Below are 16,952 nucleotides of genomic sequence, written 5' to 3'. Positions count from 1 at the left end.
GGCCCGTGCTCTCCCCGGGCGGGCCGTCGTGGTTCACGACAGCGCGCCGATCGCCATCGGTACCCCGCGCGGCACGCCGGTGCGCAGTTGCAGCGCGAGGGCGACATCCGTCGCGTCGGGCCGGTCGTGCCCCACGAGGTCCGCGACGGTCCAGGCGACGCGCAGCACCCGGTCGAGGCCCCGGGCGCTCAGCACGCCCCGATCCAGGCTCCGCTCCGCCTCGTCCAGCGCGCCCGGCGACGCGTGCCACCGGCTGCGCAGTTCACGGCCCGGAACCTCGCTGTTCGTCCGCCAAGGGGTGCCCGCCAGCCGTGCCGCGGCCCGTTCTCTGGCCGCTTGTACGCGGGCGGCGACGGTCTCCGTGGATTCGCCCCGCGCCCCGCGCCCGGTCAGCTCGGAGCGTGTGACGCGGTCCACCTCGACGCGTAGATCGACCCGGTCGAGCAGCGGGCCGGAGAGCCTGGCCTGATAGCGGCGGATCGCGGAGGGTGGGCAGTCGCACAGGTCGTCCCGCTGCGAGAAGCGCCCGCACGGGCAGGGGTTCGCCGCGAGCACCATCAGGAACCGCGCCGGAAACCGCACCACCCCCGCGCTGCGCGCGATCACCACGTGTCCCGCCTCCAGGGGCTGGCGCAGCGCGTCGAGGGCCTGGCCGCTGAATTCCGGGGTCTCGTCGAGGAAGAGCACTCCCCGGTGGGCGAGCGACACCGCGCCCGGTCGTGCGATTCCCTGGCCTCCCCCGACGAGGGCCTGCATGGTCGCCGAGTGGTGGGGCGCGCAGTATGGGGCGGTGTCGACCAGGGGTTTGCCCGGTGGCAGCAGGCCGGCGACCGAGTGGACGGCTGTGACCTCCAGGGACTCGCCCCTGGTGAGCGGTGGCAGGACGGCGGGCAGCCGCTCGGCGAGCATCGTCTTGCCCGCTCCTGGTGGGCCCTCCAGGAAGAGGTGGTGTCCGCCTGCCGCCGCGACCTCCACGGCGGTGCGCGCGGAGCGCTGGCCGACGACGTCGGCGAGGTCGTGGCCGTGGTCGTGCTGGGCGCCGCCCGCGCCGTGCATGCCGGTGGCCGCGCCGGTGCCCGGCAGGCGCAGGCCGGCCATCAGCGGACTGGGGCGGCCCGCTTCGTCGGGATCCTCCTCGGGGACCGGCTCGTCGGTGAGCACGGCGATCAGCTGGCCCAGGCTGCGCACGCCGAGCACGGAGATCCCCGGCACCAGGGTGGCCTCGGCGGCCGCGCACTCGGGCACCACCACCTGTTCGTACCCCGCGTCCGCCGCGGCGAGGACGGCGGGCAGCACTCCCCGCACCGGCCGGACCCGCCCGTCGAGTCCGAGCTCGCCGATCATCACGATGTCGGAGAGCACCCGGGGATCGATCCGCTCCGCGGCACCCAGGACCGCGCAGGCGACGGCGAGGTCGAACCCGCTGCCGCCCTTGGGCACCGAGGCCGGGCTCAGGCCCACGGTGAGCTTTTTCTGGGGCCACACCGCGCCGGAGTTCACCACTGCCGCGCGGACCCGGTCCCTGCTCTCCGACAGGCTCTTGTCGGGGAGGCCGACCAGGGTGAACGCCGCGACGCCCGGCTCCAGGTCCGCCTGGACCTCCACCACGACGCCCTCGACGCCGACGAGGGCCACCGAGCACGTACGCGCGAACCCCATCAGGCCACCCCCCGGGCGTGCTCGACCACGGGTGCGCCGCGGTCGGGGAGGAGGACACCGATCAGGTCGATGCGGACACCGCCGGGCGGTGCCCCGCCGTGTTCCTGGAGCCAGCGCTCCGCCAGGCCGCGCAGGCGCTGTGCCTTGGCCGGGGTGACGGCCGCCATCGGGTGCTCGAACGCCCCCGTCCTGCGTGTCTTGACCTCGCAGACGACGAGCGCGTCGCCGTCCCGGGCCACGATGTCGATCTCACCGGTCCTGCCGGCGCGCCAGTTGCGCGCCAGGACGGTCATTCCGGCCCCGGTCAGCCGCCGCGCGGCCAGATCCTCGCCGTACCTGCCGAGTGCGTTGCGTGCCTTGGACGTCTTCATGTCGGCACCACCTCCGGCGCCCACATTGCGGCCGTCCCCGCCCGCTGTTGGATCTTGGTGGACAGGCGGCCGACTGGGGACAACTCCATCACCCTCACGAGTGATCATCGCCCGTCGGCGGCCGCCGGTCGCACTCACGCGATCATCGGATCCACCGGGGCGGTCAACCGCCGGGCAGCTCCAGATCGCTCTTGTTCAGCTCCTCGATGTTCACGTCCTTGAATGTGAGCACCCGCACCTGTTTCACGAAGCGCGCGGGCCGGTACATGTCCCACACCCAGGCATCCGCCATGGACACCTCGAAGAAAACCTCGCCCTGGACCGAGTGCACCTGCATCTCGTAGTCGTTGGTGAGGTAGAAGCGCCGTTCGGTCTCGATCACGTATTTGAACAGACCGACGACATCGCGGTACTCCCGATAGAGCTTCAGCTCCATCTCGGTCTCGTACTTCTCGAGGTCCTCGGCGCTCATGGCATGTTCCCCTTCAGCCGTGCGTCCCCCTATTGTGCGCCAGCCCCGCGAGCCCCTAGACGATTTCGGTGTCGAGGACCTCGGGCCTGGCCGGGGGACCCTCGTCGAGCAGCCTGCGCAGCAGCTCGGCGAGCCTGGTCGGATACACCGTCTCATGTGCCTCGGTCAGTTCCCGGCACGTCCACCAGCGTGCTCCGGCGACACTTCGCCGTTCCAGCTCCGTCAGCCCGGCGGCGACGGTTCCCGTCTGGGTCGTACGGGCCAGGAAGTACCATTCGTCCTGGTCCCAGCGGCGTCCCGCGAAGGGGAAGGAACATGTTCGCCGCCACAGCACCGGGCCCAGTTCGACGTCGGTGATGCCGGTCTCCTCGACGAGTTCCCGCAGCGCGGCCTCCTCGCGGGTCTCGTCGCCCTCCAGGCCACCGCCGGGCGTGAACCACCAGTCGTCCGCGGGATCGTCCGGCTCATGACCGTGCAGCAGCAGGATGCGCTCCTGTGCGTCGAGGAGCACCACCCTGGCGACTTTCCGCAGTCCGCCGGCGTACGAGTCCGCACCAAGGTCCGCACCCGGGTCCGCGCCCGAGGTCCGTTCCGACGACACGGCTGGCCCGGGTGACGCCCCGGGCGGGCCGGCCTGCCCGGCCTGTCCGGCCTGTCCGGGCGGCTCAGCCGACACCGACCGGCTCCGTCCGCCCCCGGCCACGCCGCCGCCCCAGGCGCTTGGCGACCGGGCCGTACGCCGCCCCGCCCAGCACGAGCACCGCGCCCGCCATCACCGCGGTCAGGATCGGCCGCAGCGGACCCGGCGTCGAGATCCCGCCGAGCGTCTCGAAGCCCGTGGGGCGCTTCAGCATGCCCTTCATGGGCCAGGCGACGGCGTCTACGCGGCCCTTCACCGCGGCGCGCGACACCGTGCCGTTGAAGGCCTCGGTGAGGTGCGCCGTCGAGTCCAGTGAGCCGCTGCGCTCGTCACCGAGCAGGAAGAGTCGTCCCTTGGGGACCTCGACGGTCGGGATCCGGTTCGTCTCGGCGGCCTGCCCCTTGGGGAGATACGGTTCGTCGATCTTCTTGTCGTTGACGGTCAGCTTGCCGTTCGTGCAGCAGGCGACGGTGTCACCGCCGACCGCGACGACCCGCTTGACGATCAGCATGTCGCCCCAGCTCTTCTGCTTGAAGACGATGACGTCACCGCGCTTGACGTCATTGCCGTCTATCCGCTCCGCCAGGATGCGGTCGCCGACCTTGATGGTCGGCACCATCGACTCGGTCGGCACGGTGTACGGCTGATAGACGACGGCGCCCCAGGCGAAGCCGCCGAGGAAGAGCACACAGCCGAGGGCCACGGCCAGTCCCGACAGCACGCTGCCGAGCCGACCGTGGCCCTCGTCCGTACGACCTGACGTCCTGCTCATCCCAGTGCTCCCCCGACTCGGAGAATCGACCCCGCGGTCCTGGGTACGGCCCGCGGAAGATCGGCGATCTGGGACGGCACCCTACCCGGCGGTACCCCGGCCAGAAACCCTGGGGTTTCCGGCGGTAAGGCGACGCCTGCGCCACAGCACCAGCGGCGCCGCGCCGGCCAGTCCCAGGGCGCCCGGGGCGGCCGCGCTGAGGTTCTGGTCGAAGGTGTCGGGGATCGGCAGCGTGTTCCAGCGGGTGGGCGGCCAGGCGATCACGATGGCGCGGCCCACGACGTTGCCCACGGGCACGAAGCCCTGGTACTTGTCCTGCTGGTGGTAGCGGGAGTCCAGCGAGTTCTGCCGGTGGTCGCCCATGACCCAGATTTTGCCCGCGGGTACCGTCACCTTGAACTGGCCGCCCTGGTCGTCGACGCTGCACGGCGTGTTCCCGGCGTACACGTACGTCTCGTTGAGCGCCTTGCCGTTGACCGTCAGCGGGCCGGAGTTCTCGCACTCGATCGTGTCGCCGGCGACACCGATGACCCGCTTGATGAGGTCCTTCTCGTCCGCGGACGGCATCAGGCCGATCTTGCTGAGGACCTGCTGCACGGCGTTCGGGTTGGGCGTCGGCTCGCCCGCCAGCCAGTTGTCGGGGTCGTGGAAGACGACGACCTCGCCGCGTGAGGGCTCCGAGCCGAACCACGGTGTGAGCTTGTCGACCAGTACGCGGTCGCCCTGCTGGAGGGTGTTCTGCATCGAGTCCGAGGGGATCGAGAACGCCTGTACCAGGAAGGTCTTGATCAGCAGCGCGAGGACCAGTGCGATACCGATGAGGAGCGGCAGTTCCTTCCAGAAGGAACGCGGATTCTTGGGCTTCTCGTCCTGCTCGCCGTGCTCCTTCGTACCGCCGCCGTCCCCGGATTCACTCCCGGTGGCGACGACCTCGTTCGTGGCCGGGGTGGCCGATCCGTCGGTTCGCTCCGGCTGTTCCTCGGGGCCATCGTGTCCGGATCGTGCGCCGACCGCCAAATCCCCCACATCCACTCCTCACTCCGTGCCGCCGCCTGCCCCGGATCCGGCGCAGGCCCACCACTCCCATAACGAGCGGGAGTTCCGCAGGGCTCGGGAGCGGGATCAATCCATTGAGATCCGCGGACGCCACCCTATGCGACGGTCCCATGGCCGTGGTCGACCCGCTCGGCACCGACGCGTACGTGTCCGGCTCCTTCAGGCGGGTCCAGTGCCCGAAGGGCCACGCGATGACCATGGCTCTGCCGACGACGGACTTCTCGGAGACGGTACCGCCGTACTTCTCCTTGCGGTGGTACCTGGAGTCGGCCGAGTTGGCCCGATGATCGCCCATGACCCAGAGGCGGCCCTTGGGGACGGTCTCCTCGAAGGGGAAATCCGACGGTTTGTTGTCGGCGTGTATGTACGGCTCCTCGAGCGGCATGCCGTTGACCGTGACGCGCCCCTGCGTGTCGCAGCACTTGACGGTGTCGCCGCCGACCGCGACGACCCGCTTGATGAGGTCCTTGTCGTTGTCGGAGGGCAGCAGACCGATCTGGGTCAGCCCCTCCTTGACCTGCTTGATGACGACAGGGTCGTTCTTCTTGGTGGTCTTCTCCCCGGCCAGCCAGTCCCCGGGGTCCTTGAAGACGACGACGTCACCGCGCTGCGGCTTGGAGCCGAACCATGGCGTGAACTTGTCGACGAGCACCCGGTCGCCGATCTGGATCGTGCTCTCCATGGAACCCGAGGGGATGACGAAGGCCTGGACGAGGAAGGTCTTGAGGACCAGGGCTATGAGCACCGCGACGCCGACGAGAAGCGGGATCTCCTTGACCGCGGAGCGCCGCCGTCGTCGCTTCACCTTGCGCTGGAGCTTGCGGCGCTCGGCGCGGCCGGGGCGTACCGCGCCGCCGGAGGCACGCCGTGTCCCGGTGGGCAGCAGGTTGTCGGCCGCGCTTTCGGAGACTCCGCGCGGCCTTCCGCGGTTACCCATGGGCACCGTCCGCGGCCGGCACGCGCGCGTAGGCGCCGGGGCGTCTCAGCCGGGCCCGGTCGTCCGAGGGCCAGGCGATCCAGTCGGCCTCCGCGGCCGGCACGCGCGCGTAGGCGCCGGGGCGTCTCAGCCGGGCCCGGTCGTCCGAGGGCCAGGCGATCCAGTCGGCGCGGCCGATGACGTCGCCGACGGGGATCATGCCGCCCCCGGGGGACCCCAGGTGGTCCCGGGAGTCGCTGGAGTCGCTGCGGTGGTCGCCCAGGAGGAACAGACTGCCGGTGGGCACGACGACGTCGAAGGGCACCTCCGACGGGCTGTCCCCGGGATACAGAAACGTCGACTCGTCGACCGAACGGCCGTTCACCTCGAGCCTCCCCTCCTTGTCGCAGCAGACCACATGGTCTCCCCCCACACCGACGACGCGTTTGACGTAGTCGGCGTTCCCGAAGTAGCCGGTGCCGTCGAACACGACGATGTCTCCCCGCTGCGGCTCAGCACCGAAACGGTACGCCAACTTATTTACGAGAACGCGGTCCCCGATCCTCAATCCGCGCTCCATCGAGCTGCTGGGAATCTCGAAGGGCTGCATCACGAAGGTGCTGAAGCCGACCAGGAACAGGAGGCAGACCAGCACGGTCAGGGTGATCCGCCCGCCGGGGAGCCACTGCGCGACCCGGTCCAGCAACGCGAAACGCGACCGTCCCTCCTGCCCCTGGGTGCCCGAGATCTCCTCGGACTCGGCGGGGTGGGAGGAGCGGTCGCGCTCCGTGTGCTGTGCTTCGGTGTTCATCGGAGCCAGATGTTATCCGGCGTCCGTATGAGCCTCCGCGCGAGCTCAGTTGTCGCGCTTCTCCTTGATCTTCGCGGCCTTGCCGCGCAGGTCACGGAGGTAGTAGAGCTTCGCGCGACGCACGTCACCGCGGGTGACGAGCTCGATCTTCTCGACGATCGGGGTGTGCACCGGGAAGGTGCGCTCGACGCCGACCGAGAAGGAGACCTTGCGGACCGTGAAGGTCTCGCGGACACCGGCGCCCTGGCGACGGATGACGACGCCCTTGAACTGCTGCACACGGGAGCGGTTGCCCTCGATGACGCGCACGTGGACGTTGACGGTGTCACCCGGGCGGAAGGCCGGGATGTCGGTGCGCAGCGAGGCGCTGTCGACGGAGTCGAGCAGGTGAGACATTGGATCTGCTTTCTTCGCCAATGCCACAGGTCATCGACGGGAGAAGGGTTTTCAGGAGAGTGCTGCCGCGTCGGGGCGGGCGTCGTGTCCCCCTGTGGCAGGGGCGCACGCCGGACGACGTAGAGCAGCGGCCTATTCTTCCACGGCCTCGGGCCTGCGCCAAAATCGGCCGTCGGGTTCCGGCTGCCATCCCAGGATCGAGAGCATTTCGCGGTCCTTCTTGTCGAAGAGGGACGCGTCGCAGCGCTCGATGAGGTCGGGCCGGTTGGCCGCGGTACGGCGCAGGGCCTCGTCGCGGCGCCAGCGGGCGATCTTGCCGTGGTGGCCGCTGAGCAGTACCTCGGGGATCTCCCGGCCGCGCCACTGGGGGGGCTTGGTGTAGACGGGCCCCTCCAGGAGGTTGGCCATGGCGCCGGGGGCGAAGGAGTCGTCCCGGTGGGACTCGGCGTTGCCCAGGACGCCCGGCAGCAGGCGCGCCACGGCCTCCGTGACGACGAGCACGGCGGCCTCGCCGCCGGCGAGCACGTAGTCGCCGATGGACACCTCGTGGACCGGCATGCGTGTGGCGTACTCGTCGATGACCCGGCGGTCGATGCCCTCGTAGCGGGCGGGGGTGAAGACCAGCCAGGGGCGCTCGGACAGCTCGACGGCGAGTTCCTGGGTGAAGGGGCGTCCGCTGGGTGTGGGCACGACGAGGACGGGCCCGTGCGAGCCCGTCTCGTATCCGTCGGCCAGTACGGAGTCCAGGGCGTCGCCCCAGGGGTCGGTCTTCATGACCATGCCGGGGCCGCCGCCGTACGGGGTGTCGTCGACCGTGTTGTGGCGGTCGTACGTCCACTCCCGAAGGTCGTGCACGTGCACGTTCAGCTGTCCGCGCGCGCGTGCCTTGCCGACGAGCGAGACGTTCAGGGGGTCCAGGTACTCCGGGAAGATCGTGACGACGTCCAGCCGCATTACGCCTCTTCCCCGGCTTCCTGGGCGGTGTCCCGGGTGGACGCGATCTCGGCGCGGTCGTCGATCAGGCCCGGCGGCGGGTCGATGACGGCCCGCTGCTCGTCCAGGTCGATCTCGATGACGATCTCCTCGACGAACGGGATCATGACCTCGGTGCCGTCCGGCCGTTCGACAACGAACAGGTCCTGCGACGGCAGGTGCGAGATCTCGGTGATCCGTCCGACCTCGTCGCCCTCCTTGGTGACCACGTCGAGGTCCATCAGCTGGTGGTCGTAGTACTCGTCCGGGGCCTCGGGCTTCTCGTCCGGGTCGACGTCGGCGATGAGCAGGGTGTTGCGCAGTGCCTCGGCGGCGTTGCGGTCGCGTACGCCCTCGAAACGCAGCAGCAGACGTCCGCTGTGCACGCGGCCCGTCTCGATGGTCAGTGGACCGGTGGAGGCGGGGTCGGTGGCCAGGACGGCACCGGGGGCGAGCCTGATCTCCGGCTCGTCGGTACGTACCTCGACGGTGACCTCGCCCTTGATGCCGTGGGCGCGGCCGACGCGAGCGACTACCAGCTGCACTGTGCTTGATCTCCTGTCGGTGTGCCTGCGGCGTTGCTTCGCAGACGACTACGGGCCGGGGACGGCCGGATGGCCCTCCCCGGCCCGAGCCGGTGCTGCCTGTTACGTCAGCGGACGTGGTCCACGTCGACGAGGTCGACGCGGACACCGCGGCCGCCGATGGCGCCCACGACGGTGCGCAGAGCGCGCGCGGTGCGGCCGTTGCGGCCGATCACCTTACCGAGGTCGTCGGGGTGGACCCGGACCTCGAGTACGCGCCCGCGGCGCAGGTCGCGCGAGGCGACCTGCACATCGTCGGGGTTGTCGACGATGCCCTTCACGAGGTGCTCGAGAGCCTCCTCGAGCATGCTCAGGCCTCGGTCGACTCAGACGAAGAGGACGTGGCCGGGGCCTCGTCCTTCTTCTCAGCCTTCTTCTTCTGGGTGATGGCCTCACCCTTGCCCTCGTCGTCGCCGCCCAGGGCGTCGAACAGCGGGCGCGAGGCCTTCGGCTCGGCGACGAGCAGCGGAGCGGGGGCGGGCAGACCCTTGAACTTCTGCCAGTCACCGGTCAGCTTCAGGATGGCGAGCACGGGCTCGGTCGGCTGCGCGCCGACACCCAGCCAGTACTGCGCGCGGTCCGTGTCGACCTCGATGCGCGAGGGGTTCTGCACCGGGTGGTACAGGCCGATCTCCTCGATGGCCCGGCCGTCACGGCGGGTACGGGAGTCGGCGACGACGATGCGGTAGTGAGGCGAACGGATCTTGCCCAGACGCTTCAGCTTGATCTTGACTGCCACGGAAGTGGTGTCTCCTGGTCTTGACGTGGTTGGGCACGGCGAGATGGCCGCGTGGGGTTGCGGTACCCGAGTGCCCGATGGACGCGTCAGCCGGAGGAGAGAGGGGTCCTATGCGACTGTCGAGTACAGCTAGACATTGTGCCACACCCTGGAGGTTCACCTCACCGGACGTACGCGCGCCCATGCCTGACCGGCACCCGGCGCCGACTCCCGGGCGCCGGCGCTGTACCCGGCACTCAGCGGGCGGTGCGGCCGAGCACGGCTGCCACGAGCAGCCGTCCTCTCAGCTCGCAGCCGCCCCGACCGCCTCCGGAATCCGGAAGGGCTTGCCGCACCCCCCGCACACGATCGGCGCCTGGGCCAGCACGGACGGGACGACCCGTACGTTGCGGCCGCAGTCGCAGACCGCTTTGACGCGGACGCCTCCTCCGGAGGAGCCGTGCCGGGCGGCGGGGCCCCGGAACGAGCGGGCCGTGTCGGCGGCGGTCGCGGCGGTGTGGGCCTTGAGGGCGCGCTGCAGCCGCTCGATGGTCGGGCGGTAGCGGCGCTTGGCCTCGGGGTTGAGCGTGACGAGCGAGAAGCCGCTGCTGGGATGCGGTTCCTCGGGGTGGTCAAGGCCCAGCTCCTCGGCGATCGCCAGGAATCTGCGGTTGTGGTAGCGGCCGGCGCGCGAGGTGTCACGGACTCCGCGGGCGGCGGCGATGCCATGGACTGCCTCGTGCAACAGGCGTTCGAAGGAGAGTTCGTGCCCGCAGGCGGACGACGATTCTCCGATCAGGGACTCGGGCGCGGCCAGATCCGGCAGTTCGGGGTGGTGCCGCTGAATGTCGGCCCACGCCCCTGCCAGTTCTGCGGCAAGAACAGGTGGTGTCGTGCTCACGTCGTGACAACGAGCCGGGGGCCCTGTGTGTTCCTATTCCGGGGCATCCCAAATAATTTGCACGTACCCGTCAGTTGCCGCTGATGTGTCCTGACGAGGGCGGGTGCGCTGATCTGCGGAGAAGCCTCACAGCTCGCACCAAGCTGGTACGTAGTCACGCGTACGCCCCGGCGCGTAGATGCTGTCCGCGCGCCGGGGTACCTGTCGTCATCAGATGCGCAAGAGGCGTTTCGGCCGCCCTCGGGGACGGCTCAGTAGGCGCGCGCCACGACCGCGACGTTACCCGGTGCGTCGTCGCTGCCGGGCACCGACCCGTCCTCGGCGACCAGACACCGTACGGTCACGGAGTGCTCGGCGAGCCTGGCCTCGCCCTCTTCGCCGAGGTCGGCCCACGGAATGCGGGCCCAGCCGCCGGCCGTGGCGGCCTCGACGGCCTGCTCGATCGTCGCCACGTCCGACGTACGGGACTCACGGCGCCCGCGCGACTGCTCCAGGAGGAGCGCCTGGTCCTCCTCCAGGAGGGTGGGGAGCAGTCCCGCCAGGGCGTCGAGGGCGACCGGCTCCTTGCCCCCGGGGATGCGGCGGGCCAGCATCGCGGTGCCGTTCTCCAGGTCACGGGGGCCGACCTCGATGCGCACGGGTACGCCCTTGAGCTCCCAGTCGACCGCGCGCCGGCCGAAGGGGGTGTCCGTGCGGTCGTCCACCTGGACCCGTACGCCCGCCGCCGAGAGCCGGTCGCCGATCTCGCGGACCTTGGCCAGAACCGCCTCGTCGTCCTTGATCGCGAGGACGACGGCCTGGACGGGGGCGAGCCGTGGCGGCACCCGCAACCCGCTGTCGTCGCCGTGCGACATGATCAGGCCACCGACCATGCGGGTCGAGGACCCCCAGGAGGTCTGCCAGACGAGTTCCTGGCGGCCGTCCTTGGACAGGTACTGGGTGTTGAAGGCCTTCGCGAAGTTCTGGCCGAGTTCGTGGCTGGTGCCCATCTGGAGGGCCTTGCCGTCGCCCATCATGCCTTCGAGCGTGAGGGTGTTGACGGCGCCGGCGAACCGCTCCCTCGGGGTCTTGCGGCCGAGCAGCACGTCGATGCCGAGGACGTTCACCATGAAGTCCTCGTACACCTCCTTGTGGATGTACGCCGCGTAGTCCCGGGCGTCCTCGTACGTGGCGTGGGCGGTGTGGCCCTCCTGCCACAGGAACTCGGTGGTCCGCAGGAACACGCGCGGTCGCATCTCCCAACGGACCACGTTCGCCCACTGGTTGATCAGCAGCGGCAGGTCGCGGTAGCTCTGCACCCACTTGGAGAAGGAGGCGTTGATGATCGTCTCGGAGGTGGGGCGGACGACGACCGGCTCCTCCAGCTCCTTGCCGCCGCCGTGCGTGACGACCGCGAGCTCGGGGGCGAAACCCTCGACGTGCTCGGCCTCCTTCGTCAGGTACGACTGCGGGATGAAGAGCGGGAAGTACGCGTTCTGGGCACCCGCCGCCTTGATGCGGGCGTCCATCTCCTGCTGCATCCGTTCCCACAGCCCGTACCCGTAGGGCCGGATGATCATGGTGCCGCGCACCGGCCCGTTGTCGGCCAGCTCGGCCTTGTTGATCAGGTCCTGGTACCAGCGCGGGAAGTCGTCCGCCTGGGGCGTGAGAACAGGTGCCTTTGCCATGGCGCGATCGTACGGGCACACGTTGCCGGGACGTGAATTCTTGCGCCGCGCGCGGACAGCGCACAAGCAGCGCGCCGCAACCCCTGGACGCCGCGACGAGTGCGGAGTTACCTGACATACGGGGGAAGTGCGCGCGCATGGCGCGGGGGTCGGGGAAACGGGGCACAGCGACAACTCTCGGCGGATTGGGGCGCTTTCGATGACACCTACGCTCGTGCGGCAACACCCGCAGCACACGGGACCTGCCTCCCGTGTGGACTCGCGGGTACGCGCGCGTGACTGGGCCGAGATCCAGGAGCGGATGCTGGTCCCGCTCCACGAGGCCGTCTACGAGCGACTCGAAGTCGGCGGCGGGACACGGCTGCTCGGCCTCGGCTGCGGTTCCGGGCTGGCCCTGCTGACGGCGGCCTCCCGGGGCGCCGCGGTGACCGGGGTCGACGACTCCTCACCCGAACGGGTGAGGCTCGCTCGGGAACGGCTGCTTCCTGAGGGACACGGCACCCACACGCGTGGCGACGCCCGGATCGTGCGGGGAACGCCCGCGGACCTGGCCGGCGCCGGGGGACCCGCGTACGACCTGGTGACCGCGTTCGAGCCGGTCGGAGGCGTGGCGGGTGACTCCGACGGGCTGGTCGACGTGCTGGAGGCGGCCGCGCCGCTCGCCGGGCGGGGGGCTGCCGTGGTGCTCGTGGGATGGGGGCCGCCGGAGCGCTGCGCCACGTCCGCCGTCCTGCGGGGCGTCGGCAGACTGGCCGAACCGCTGCGGGGCGGCGGCGGGTGGCAGGCCGCCCGGCGGGACGATCTGGAGGAGGTCGCCGAGCGGGCCGGGCTCGGGCTCGACGGGTCGGGGCGGGTCGCGTGCCCCTTCGGGTACGCGGACGTGGAGAGCGCGGTACGGGGGCTGCTGTCGACCGGGCTGCTGGACGCGGCGGTGGCCGCGACGGACGAGGTCCAGGTCGACAAGGAACTCACGGAAGCGCTCCACCCCCACCGTCGGCGGGACGGGACGGTGTGGATGCCGAACGTCTTCCGGTATCTGATCGCCCGCACGAGGTAGCGTCCGGCCCGCCGGCACGAGGTAGCGTCCGGCCCGCCGGCACGAGGTAGCGTCCGGCCCGCCCGCACGAGGTAGCCGTGCGGTCGCCCTGACGAGGCACGCATCCGGTCACCCGGACACGCAGGCAAGCGGTCCCCCGTACGCGCAGGCACGGCGCCGGACCAGAACCGGCGCCTGGCCCGGACGGGACACGCACCCGGTCGCCGGAAGGGACAGGCATGCGGTCGCGTCCGAGCGGGGCACGCCTGCGAGTCCGGCGCCCCCGGAGGGTGGAGGGCTCAGCCCTCCTCCTTCCGCGTCCGGGTGATGCCCGCGATCCGGTACGCGTCCGCCTCCTCCAGCGTCTCGTTGGCGAGCAGCGCCTCCGCCAGGGCGTCCAGCTGGTCGCGGTGGTCACGGAGGTTCTGGCAGGCCTCCTCGTAGCACTCGTCGACGATGCGGCGCATCTCGTGGTCGATGGAGTCGAGGGTCGCCGGAGCGGCGGCGAGGCCGTAGGCCTGCTGGGCGTCGCCCGGGAGGGCGGAGAGCCGGCCGACGCGTTCGGACATGCCCCAGCGGGCGACCATGCCCCGGACGATGTTGGTGACCTGTTCGAGGTCGTTCTCGGAGCCGGTGGTGACGACTCCGTAGACGACGTGTTCGGCGGCCATGCCGCCCAGGGCGCCGATGATCCGGCCGCGCAGGTACTCCTCGGTGTACGCGTAGCGGTCGGCGTCCGGGGTCGAGAGCGTGACGCCGAGCGCGCGCCCGCGCGGGACGATGGTGATCTTGCGGACCGGGTCGGCGCCCGGCCGCAGCATGCCGAGCAGGGCGTGGCCGCTCTCGTGGTACGCCGTGCGGCGGCGCTCCTCGTAGGGCATGACCAGCGGGCGTTCGGCACCCAGCTGCACCTTTTCCAGCGCCTCGGAGAGGTCCGTCCGCGTCACCTGCTCCTGTTTGCGCTTGACCGCGAGCAGCGCCGCCTCGTTGGCGAGGTTGGCCAGATCGGCACCCGTCATGCCCGGGGTCGTCCGGGCCACCTGGGCCAGGTCCACGTCCGGGGAGAGCGGGATCTCGCGGGTGTGGATCTCCAGGATCGCCTCGCGGCCGCCGCGGTCGGGCGGCGAGACGTTGACGACCCGGTCGAAGCGGCCGGGGCGGGTCAGTGCCGGGTCCAGGATGTCGGCGCGGTTGGTCGCGGCGATGACGATGACGCCCTCGGCGCCCGAGAAGCCGTCCATCTCGGTGAGGATCTGGTTCAGGGTCTGCTCGCGCTCGTCGTGGCCGCCCATCGCCGAGCCTCCGGCGCGGGCCCTTCCGATGGTGTCGATCTCGTCGATGAAGATGATGGAGGGGGCGACCTTGCGGGCCTCGGCGAAGAGCTCACGGACGCGCGAGGCGCCCACGCCGACGATCATCTCGATGAACTCCGACGCCGAGGCCGAGAAGAACGGCACCCCCGCCTCCCCGGCCACCGCTCGCGCGAGCAGGGTCTTTCCGGTGCCGGGAGGGCCCGCGAGGAGTACACCGCGCGGCATCTTGGCGCCCATCCTGCGGTAGGCGCCCGGGTTCTTGAGGAAGTCCACGACGTCGTTGAGTTCGCCCGCGACCTCGTCGATGCCCGCCACGTCCGCGAAGGTCGTGCGCTGGGCGCCGGGCTGCAGTTCGACGGGTTTGGGGGGTGCCTTGCGGCCGAGCATGCCGCCCGGGCCGCCCATCCCCGGCCGCAGCCGCCGTGCGACGAAGAACCACAGCGCGACCAGAACCAGGATCGGGGCGAGGGAGAGCAGCAGGTTGGACAGCAGGCTGCGCTGCTGGACCACCGGCGAGGCGGTCACCGTGACGCCGCGCTTCTCCAGGTTCTGCCAGAGCTTGTCGTCCGCGAAGGACGGACGCTGCGTCTTGAACTTGGTGTACTTCCCGCCGCCGTCCGGCTTGTTCCGTGCGGTCCTGAGTTCGCCCTGGATCGCGTCGCCCTTGGAGTAGATCTTGGTGACGTTGCCCCCGTCGATCTGTTTGCTGAACTCCGTGTACGAGATCGTCGGCTCGTTGCCCTCGTTGAAGAAGGACAGCGCCAGGACGGCGATCACGAACACGATCAGAGCGGCGACCGCCAGGCCTATCCAGCCACCCGGCATCTTCCTCCGCCCCGAGGGCGGCGGGGTCGGCTCGGGTGGCGTGCCCTCGGTACGCCACGGCTGGTCAGGGTCCTTGCGTGGCGGCACAGGGTTGCTCATATCAGGACGTTACGCCACGTAATGCGCGCCAGCACGCGCAGGAAGCCGCCGGAAACGCGCCGGGGGCGCCCCCTCCGGCGAGGGGCGCCCCCGGTGACGTACGGGACGGCGGCGGTGCGCGGGACGAACCGTCCGTCCATGCGTCGGTGCGATCAGTCCATGAACTTCTTGAACTCGTCCGGCAGCTCGAAGTCCTGAGCCTGCTGACCGGCCGGCAGTCCGAAGGCGCCGCCCGGCTGGGCACCGGCCTCGCGGCGCGCCGCGGCCTCTTCCTCCTGCTGCTTGCGCTTCATCGGATTGCCGGAGCGCTGCTTGCCCTTGGCCTGCTTGACCTTCTTCTTGGCGCGGCCGGGGCCGCCGCCCATGCCCGGGATCCCGGGCATTCCCGGCATGCCGCCGCCCTGGGCCATGCGGGACATCATCTTGCGGGCCTCGAAGAAGCGCTCGACCAGGCCCTTGACCGCGCTGACCTCGACGCCGGAGCCCTTGGCGATCCGGGCGCGGCGCGAGCCGTTGATGATCGTCGGCTCCTGGCGCTCGGCCGGGGTCATCGACTTGATGATGGCGGCCGTGCGGTCGACGTCGCGCTCGTCGAGGTTGTTGATCTGGTCCTTGATCTGGCCCATGCCGGGGAGCATGCCGAGCAGCTTGCTGATGCTGCCCATCTTCCTGACCTGCTCCATCTGGGACAGGAAGTCGTCCAGGGTGAAGTCCTGGCCCTTCTTGGACGCCAGCTTGGAGGCCATCTTCTCGGCCTCTTCTTGACTGAACGTCTTCTCCGCCTGCTCGATCAGGGTGAGCAGGTCACCCATGTCGAGGATGCGGGAGGCCATCCGGTCCGGGTGGAACGCGTCGAAGTCGTCGAGCTTCTCGCCGTTCGACGCGAACATGATCGGCTTGCCGGTGACCGAGGCGATGGAGAGCGCGGCACCGCCGCGGGCGTCGCCGTCGAGCTTGGAGAGCACCACGCCGTCGAAGCCGACGCCGTCGCGGAAGGCCTCGGCGGTGTTGACCGCGTCCTGGCCGATCATCGCGTCGACGACGAAGAGGATCTCGTCGGGGCTGACCGCGTCGCGGATGTCCGCGGCCTGCTGCATCAGCTCCTGGTCGATGCCGAGGCGGCCGGCGGTGTCCACGATCACGATGTCGTGGACCTTGGTCTTCGCGAACTCCATGGAGTCCTTGGCGACCTTGACCGGGTCACCGACGCCGTTGCCCGGCTCGGGCGCGTAGACGGCCACTCCGGCGCGCTCGGCGACGACGCTGAGCTGGTTCACGGCGTTCGGGCGCTGGAGGTCGGCGGCCACCAGGAGCGGCGAGTGGCCCTGGTCCTTGAGCCACTTGCCGAGCTTTCCGGCGAGCGTGGTCTTACCGGCACCCTGCAGACCGGCGAGCATGAGCACGGTGGGCGGGTTCTTGGCGAACCGCAGACGGCGGGTCTCGCCGCCGAGGATCGTGACGAGTTCCTCGTTCACGATCTTCAGGACCTGCTGGGCCGGGTTCAGCGCCTTGGAGACCTCGGCGCCGAGAGCACGTTCCTTGACGTTCTTGATGAAGGTCCGCACGACCGGCAGGGCCACGTCGGCCTCGAGGAGCGCGATACGGATCTCGCGTGCGGTGGCGTCGATGTCAGCTTCGGACAGCCGGCCCTTGCCCCGCAGGTTCTTGAACGTCGCTGAGAGGCGATCGGAGAGAGTATCGAACACGGCGCTCGTCTGTCCTCAGGGGTCGGGGGCGATGGGAA

General features: G+C 70.4%; 18 protein-coding genes. 1 reads left to right on the top strand and 17 read right to left on the bottom strand.

Features of this window, described 5'->3' with window-relative positions:
* Window positions 1–33: 33 nt before the first annotated feature.
* The 15 genes from HEP85_RS28395 to proS all read right to left on the bottom strand — a co-directional run bounded on the left by HEP85_RS28395 (window position 34) and on the right by proS (window position 11,935).
* Window positions 34–1,659, bottom strand: a complete 1,626-nt coding sequence (locus tag HEP85_RS28395) for a YifB family Mg chelatase-like AAA ATPase (RefSeq protein WP_168530439.1) — start codon at window positions 1,657–1,659, stop codon at window positions 34–36.
* Window positions 1,659–2,030, bottom strand: coding sequence for a YraN family protein (locus HEP85_RS28390; protein WP_168530438.1), 372 nt, complete (start codon window positions 2,028–2,030; stop codon window positions 1,659–1,661). The genes HEP85_RS28395 and HEP85_RS28390 overlap by 1 nt, the downstream gene beginning before the upstream one ends.
* Window positions 2,031–2,193: 163 nt before the next feature.
* A complete protein-coding gene (locus HEP85_RS28385; RefSeq protein WP_003965949.1) occupies window positions 2,194–2,502 on the bottom strand; it encodes a DUF2469 domain-containing protein in 309 nt (102 codons plus the stop codon).
* Window positions 2,503–2,557: 55 nt separating this feature from the next.
* Entirely contained in the window at window positions 2,558–3,034 is a 477-nt protein-coding gene (locus HEP85_RS28380; RefSeq protein WP_168534100.1) for an NUDIX hydrolase, read from the bottom strand.
* A 133-nt stretch (window positions 3,035–3,167) separates the two neighbouring features.
* A complete protein-coding gene (gene lepB / locus HEP85_RS28375) occupies window positions 3,168–3,914 on the bottom strand; it encodes a signal peptidase I (RefSeq protein ID WP_168530437.1) in 747 nt (248 codons plus the stop codon).
* Between the two features lie 81 nt (window positions 3,915–3,995).
* The gene (lepB, locus tag HEP85_RS28370) at window positions 3,996–4,940 is read right to left on the bottom strand and encodes a signal peptidase I (protein ID WP_168530436.1); all 945 of its coding nucleotides are present in this window, start codon (window positions 4,938–4,940) and stop codon (window positions 3,996–3,998) included.
* Window positions 4,825–5,907 (bottom strand): signal peptidase I, encoded by a 1,083-nt coding sequence (gene lepB / locus HEP85_RS28365; protein ID WP_168530435.1) that lies wholly within the window; start codon window positions 5,905–5,907, stop codon window positions 4,825–4,827. The genes lepB (HEP85_RS28370) and lepB (HEP85_RS28365) overlap by 116 nt, the downstream gene beginning before the upstream one ends.
* A complete protein-coding gene (gene lepB / locus HEP85_RS28360; protein ID WP_369657872.1) occupies window positions 5,900–6,697 on the bottom strand; it encodes a signal peptidase I in 798 nt (265 codons plus the stop codon). The genes lepB (HEP85_RS28365) and lepB (HEP85_RS28360) overlap by 8 nt, the downstream gene beginning before the upstream one ends.
* A 45-nt stretch (window positions 6,698–6,742) precedes the next feature.
* Window positions 6,743–7,093, bottom strand: a complete 351-nt coding sequence (gene rplS, locus HEP85_RS28355) for a 50S ribosomal protein L19 (protein ID WP_037741626.1) — start codon at window positions 7,091–7,093, stop codon at window positions 6,743–6,745.
* A gap of 132 nt (window positions 7,094–7,225) precedes the next feature.
* The gene (gene trmD, locus HEP85_RS28350) at window positions 7,226–8,047 is read right to left on the bottom strand and encodes a tRNA (guanosine(37)-N1)-methyltransferase TrmD (protein ID WP_168530434.1); all 822 of its coding nucleotides are present in this window, start codon (window positions 8,045–8,047) and stop codon (window positions 7,226–7,228) included.
* The gene (rimM, locus tag HEP85_RS28345) at window positions 8,047–8,610 is read right to left on the bottom strand and encodes a ribosome maturation factor RimM (RefSeq protein WP_168530433.1); all 564 of its coding nucleotides are present in this window, start codon (window positions 8,608–8,610) and stop codon (window positions 8,047–8,049) included. Before rimM ends, trmD begins: the two co-directional genes overlap by 1 nt.
* A 107-nt stretch (window positions 8,611–8,717) precedes the next feature.
* A complete protein-coding gene (locus HEP85_RS28340) occupies window positions 8,718–8,957 on the bottom strand; it encodes an RNA-binding protein (protein WP_005479813.1) in 240 nt (79 codons plus the stop codon).
* 2 nt (window positions 8,958–8,959) lie between these two features.
* Window positions 8,960–9,388 carry a 30S ribosomal protein S16 gene (rpsP, locus tag HEP85_RS28335; RefSeq protein WP_168530432.1) on the bottom strand — a complete coding sequence of 143 codons (429 nt, stop codon included), beginning with the start codon at window positions 9,386–9,388 and terminating at the stop codon, window positions 8,960–8,962.
* Between the two features lie 283 nt (window positions 9,389–9,671).
* Window positions 9,672–10,268 carry a hypothetical protein gene (locus tag HEP85_RS28330; protein ID WP_168530431.1) on the bottom strand — a complete coding sequence of 199 codons (597 nt, stop codon included), beginning with the start codon at window positions 10,266–10,268 and terminating at the stop codon, window positions 9,672–9,674.
* A gap of 251 nt (window positions 10,269–10,519) precedes the next feature.
* Window positions 10,520–11,935 carry a proline--tRNA ligase gene (gene proS, locus HEP85_RS28325; protein ID WP_168530430.1) on the bottom strand — a complete coding sequence of 472 codons (1,416 nt, stop codon included), beginning with the start codon at window positions 11,933–11,935 and terminating at the stop codon, window positions 10,520–10,522.
* Window positions 11,936–12,134: 199 nt separating this feature from the next.
* Between proS and HEP85_RS28320 the strand changes: the two genes are divergently transcribed.
* Window positions 12,135–12,992, top strand: coding sequence for an SAM-dependent methyltransferase (locus tag HEP85_RS28320; RefSeq protein WP_369657871.1), 858 nt, complete (start codon window positions 12,135–12,137; stop codon window positions 12,990–12,992).
* A 278-nt stretch (window positions 12,993–13,270) separates the two neighbouring features.
* Here HEP85_RS28320 and ftsH read toward each other — a convergent pair whose 3' ends face one another.
* On the bottom strand, window positions 13,271–15,208 hold the full coding sequence (gene ftsH / locus HEP85_RS28315) for an ATP-dependent zinc metalloprotease FtsH (RefSeq protein ID WP_168530428.1): 1,938 nt from the start codon (window positions 15,206–15,208) through the stop codon (window positions 13,271–13,273).
* Window positions 15,209–15,360: 152 nt separating this feature from the next.
* The gene (gene ffh / locus HEP85_RS28310) at window positions 15,361–16,914 is read right to left on the bottom strand and encodes a signal recognition particle protein (protein ID WP_168530427.1); all 1,554 of its coding nucleotides are present in this window, start codon (window positions 16,912–16,914) and stop codon (window positions 15,361–15,363) included.
* Window positions 16,915–16,952 lie beyond the last annotated feature (38 nt).

The organism is Streptomyces sp. RPA4-2, assembly GCF_012273515.2.
GTDB classification, from domain to species: Bacteria; Actinomycetota; Actinomycetes; order Streptomycetales; family Streptomycetaceae; genus Streptomyces; species Streptomyces kaempferi.
The sequence above is the reverse complement of the archived record's forward strand: the minus strand, read 5'-3'. Positions and strand labels throughout refer to the sequence as shown.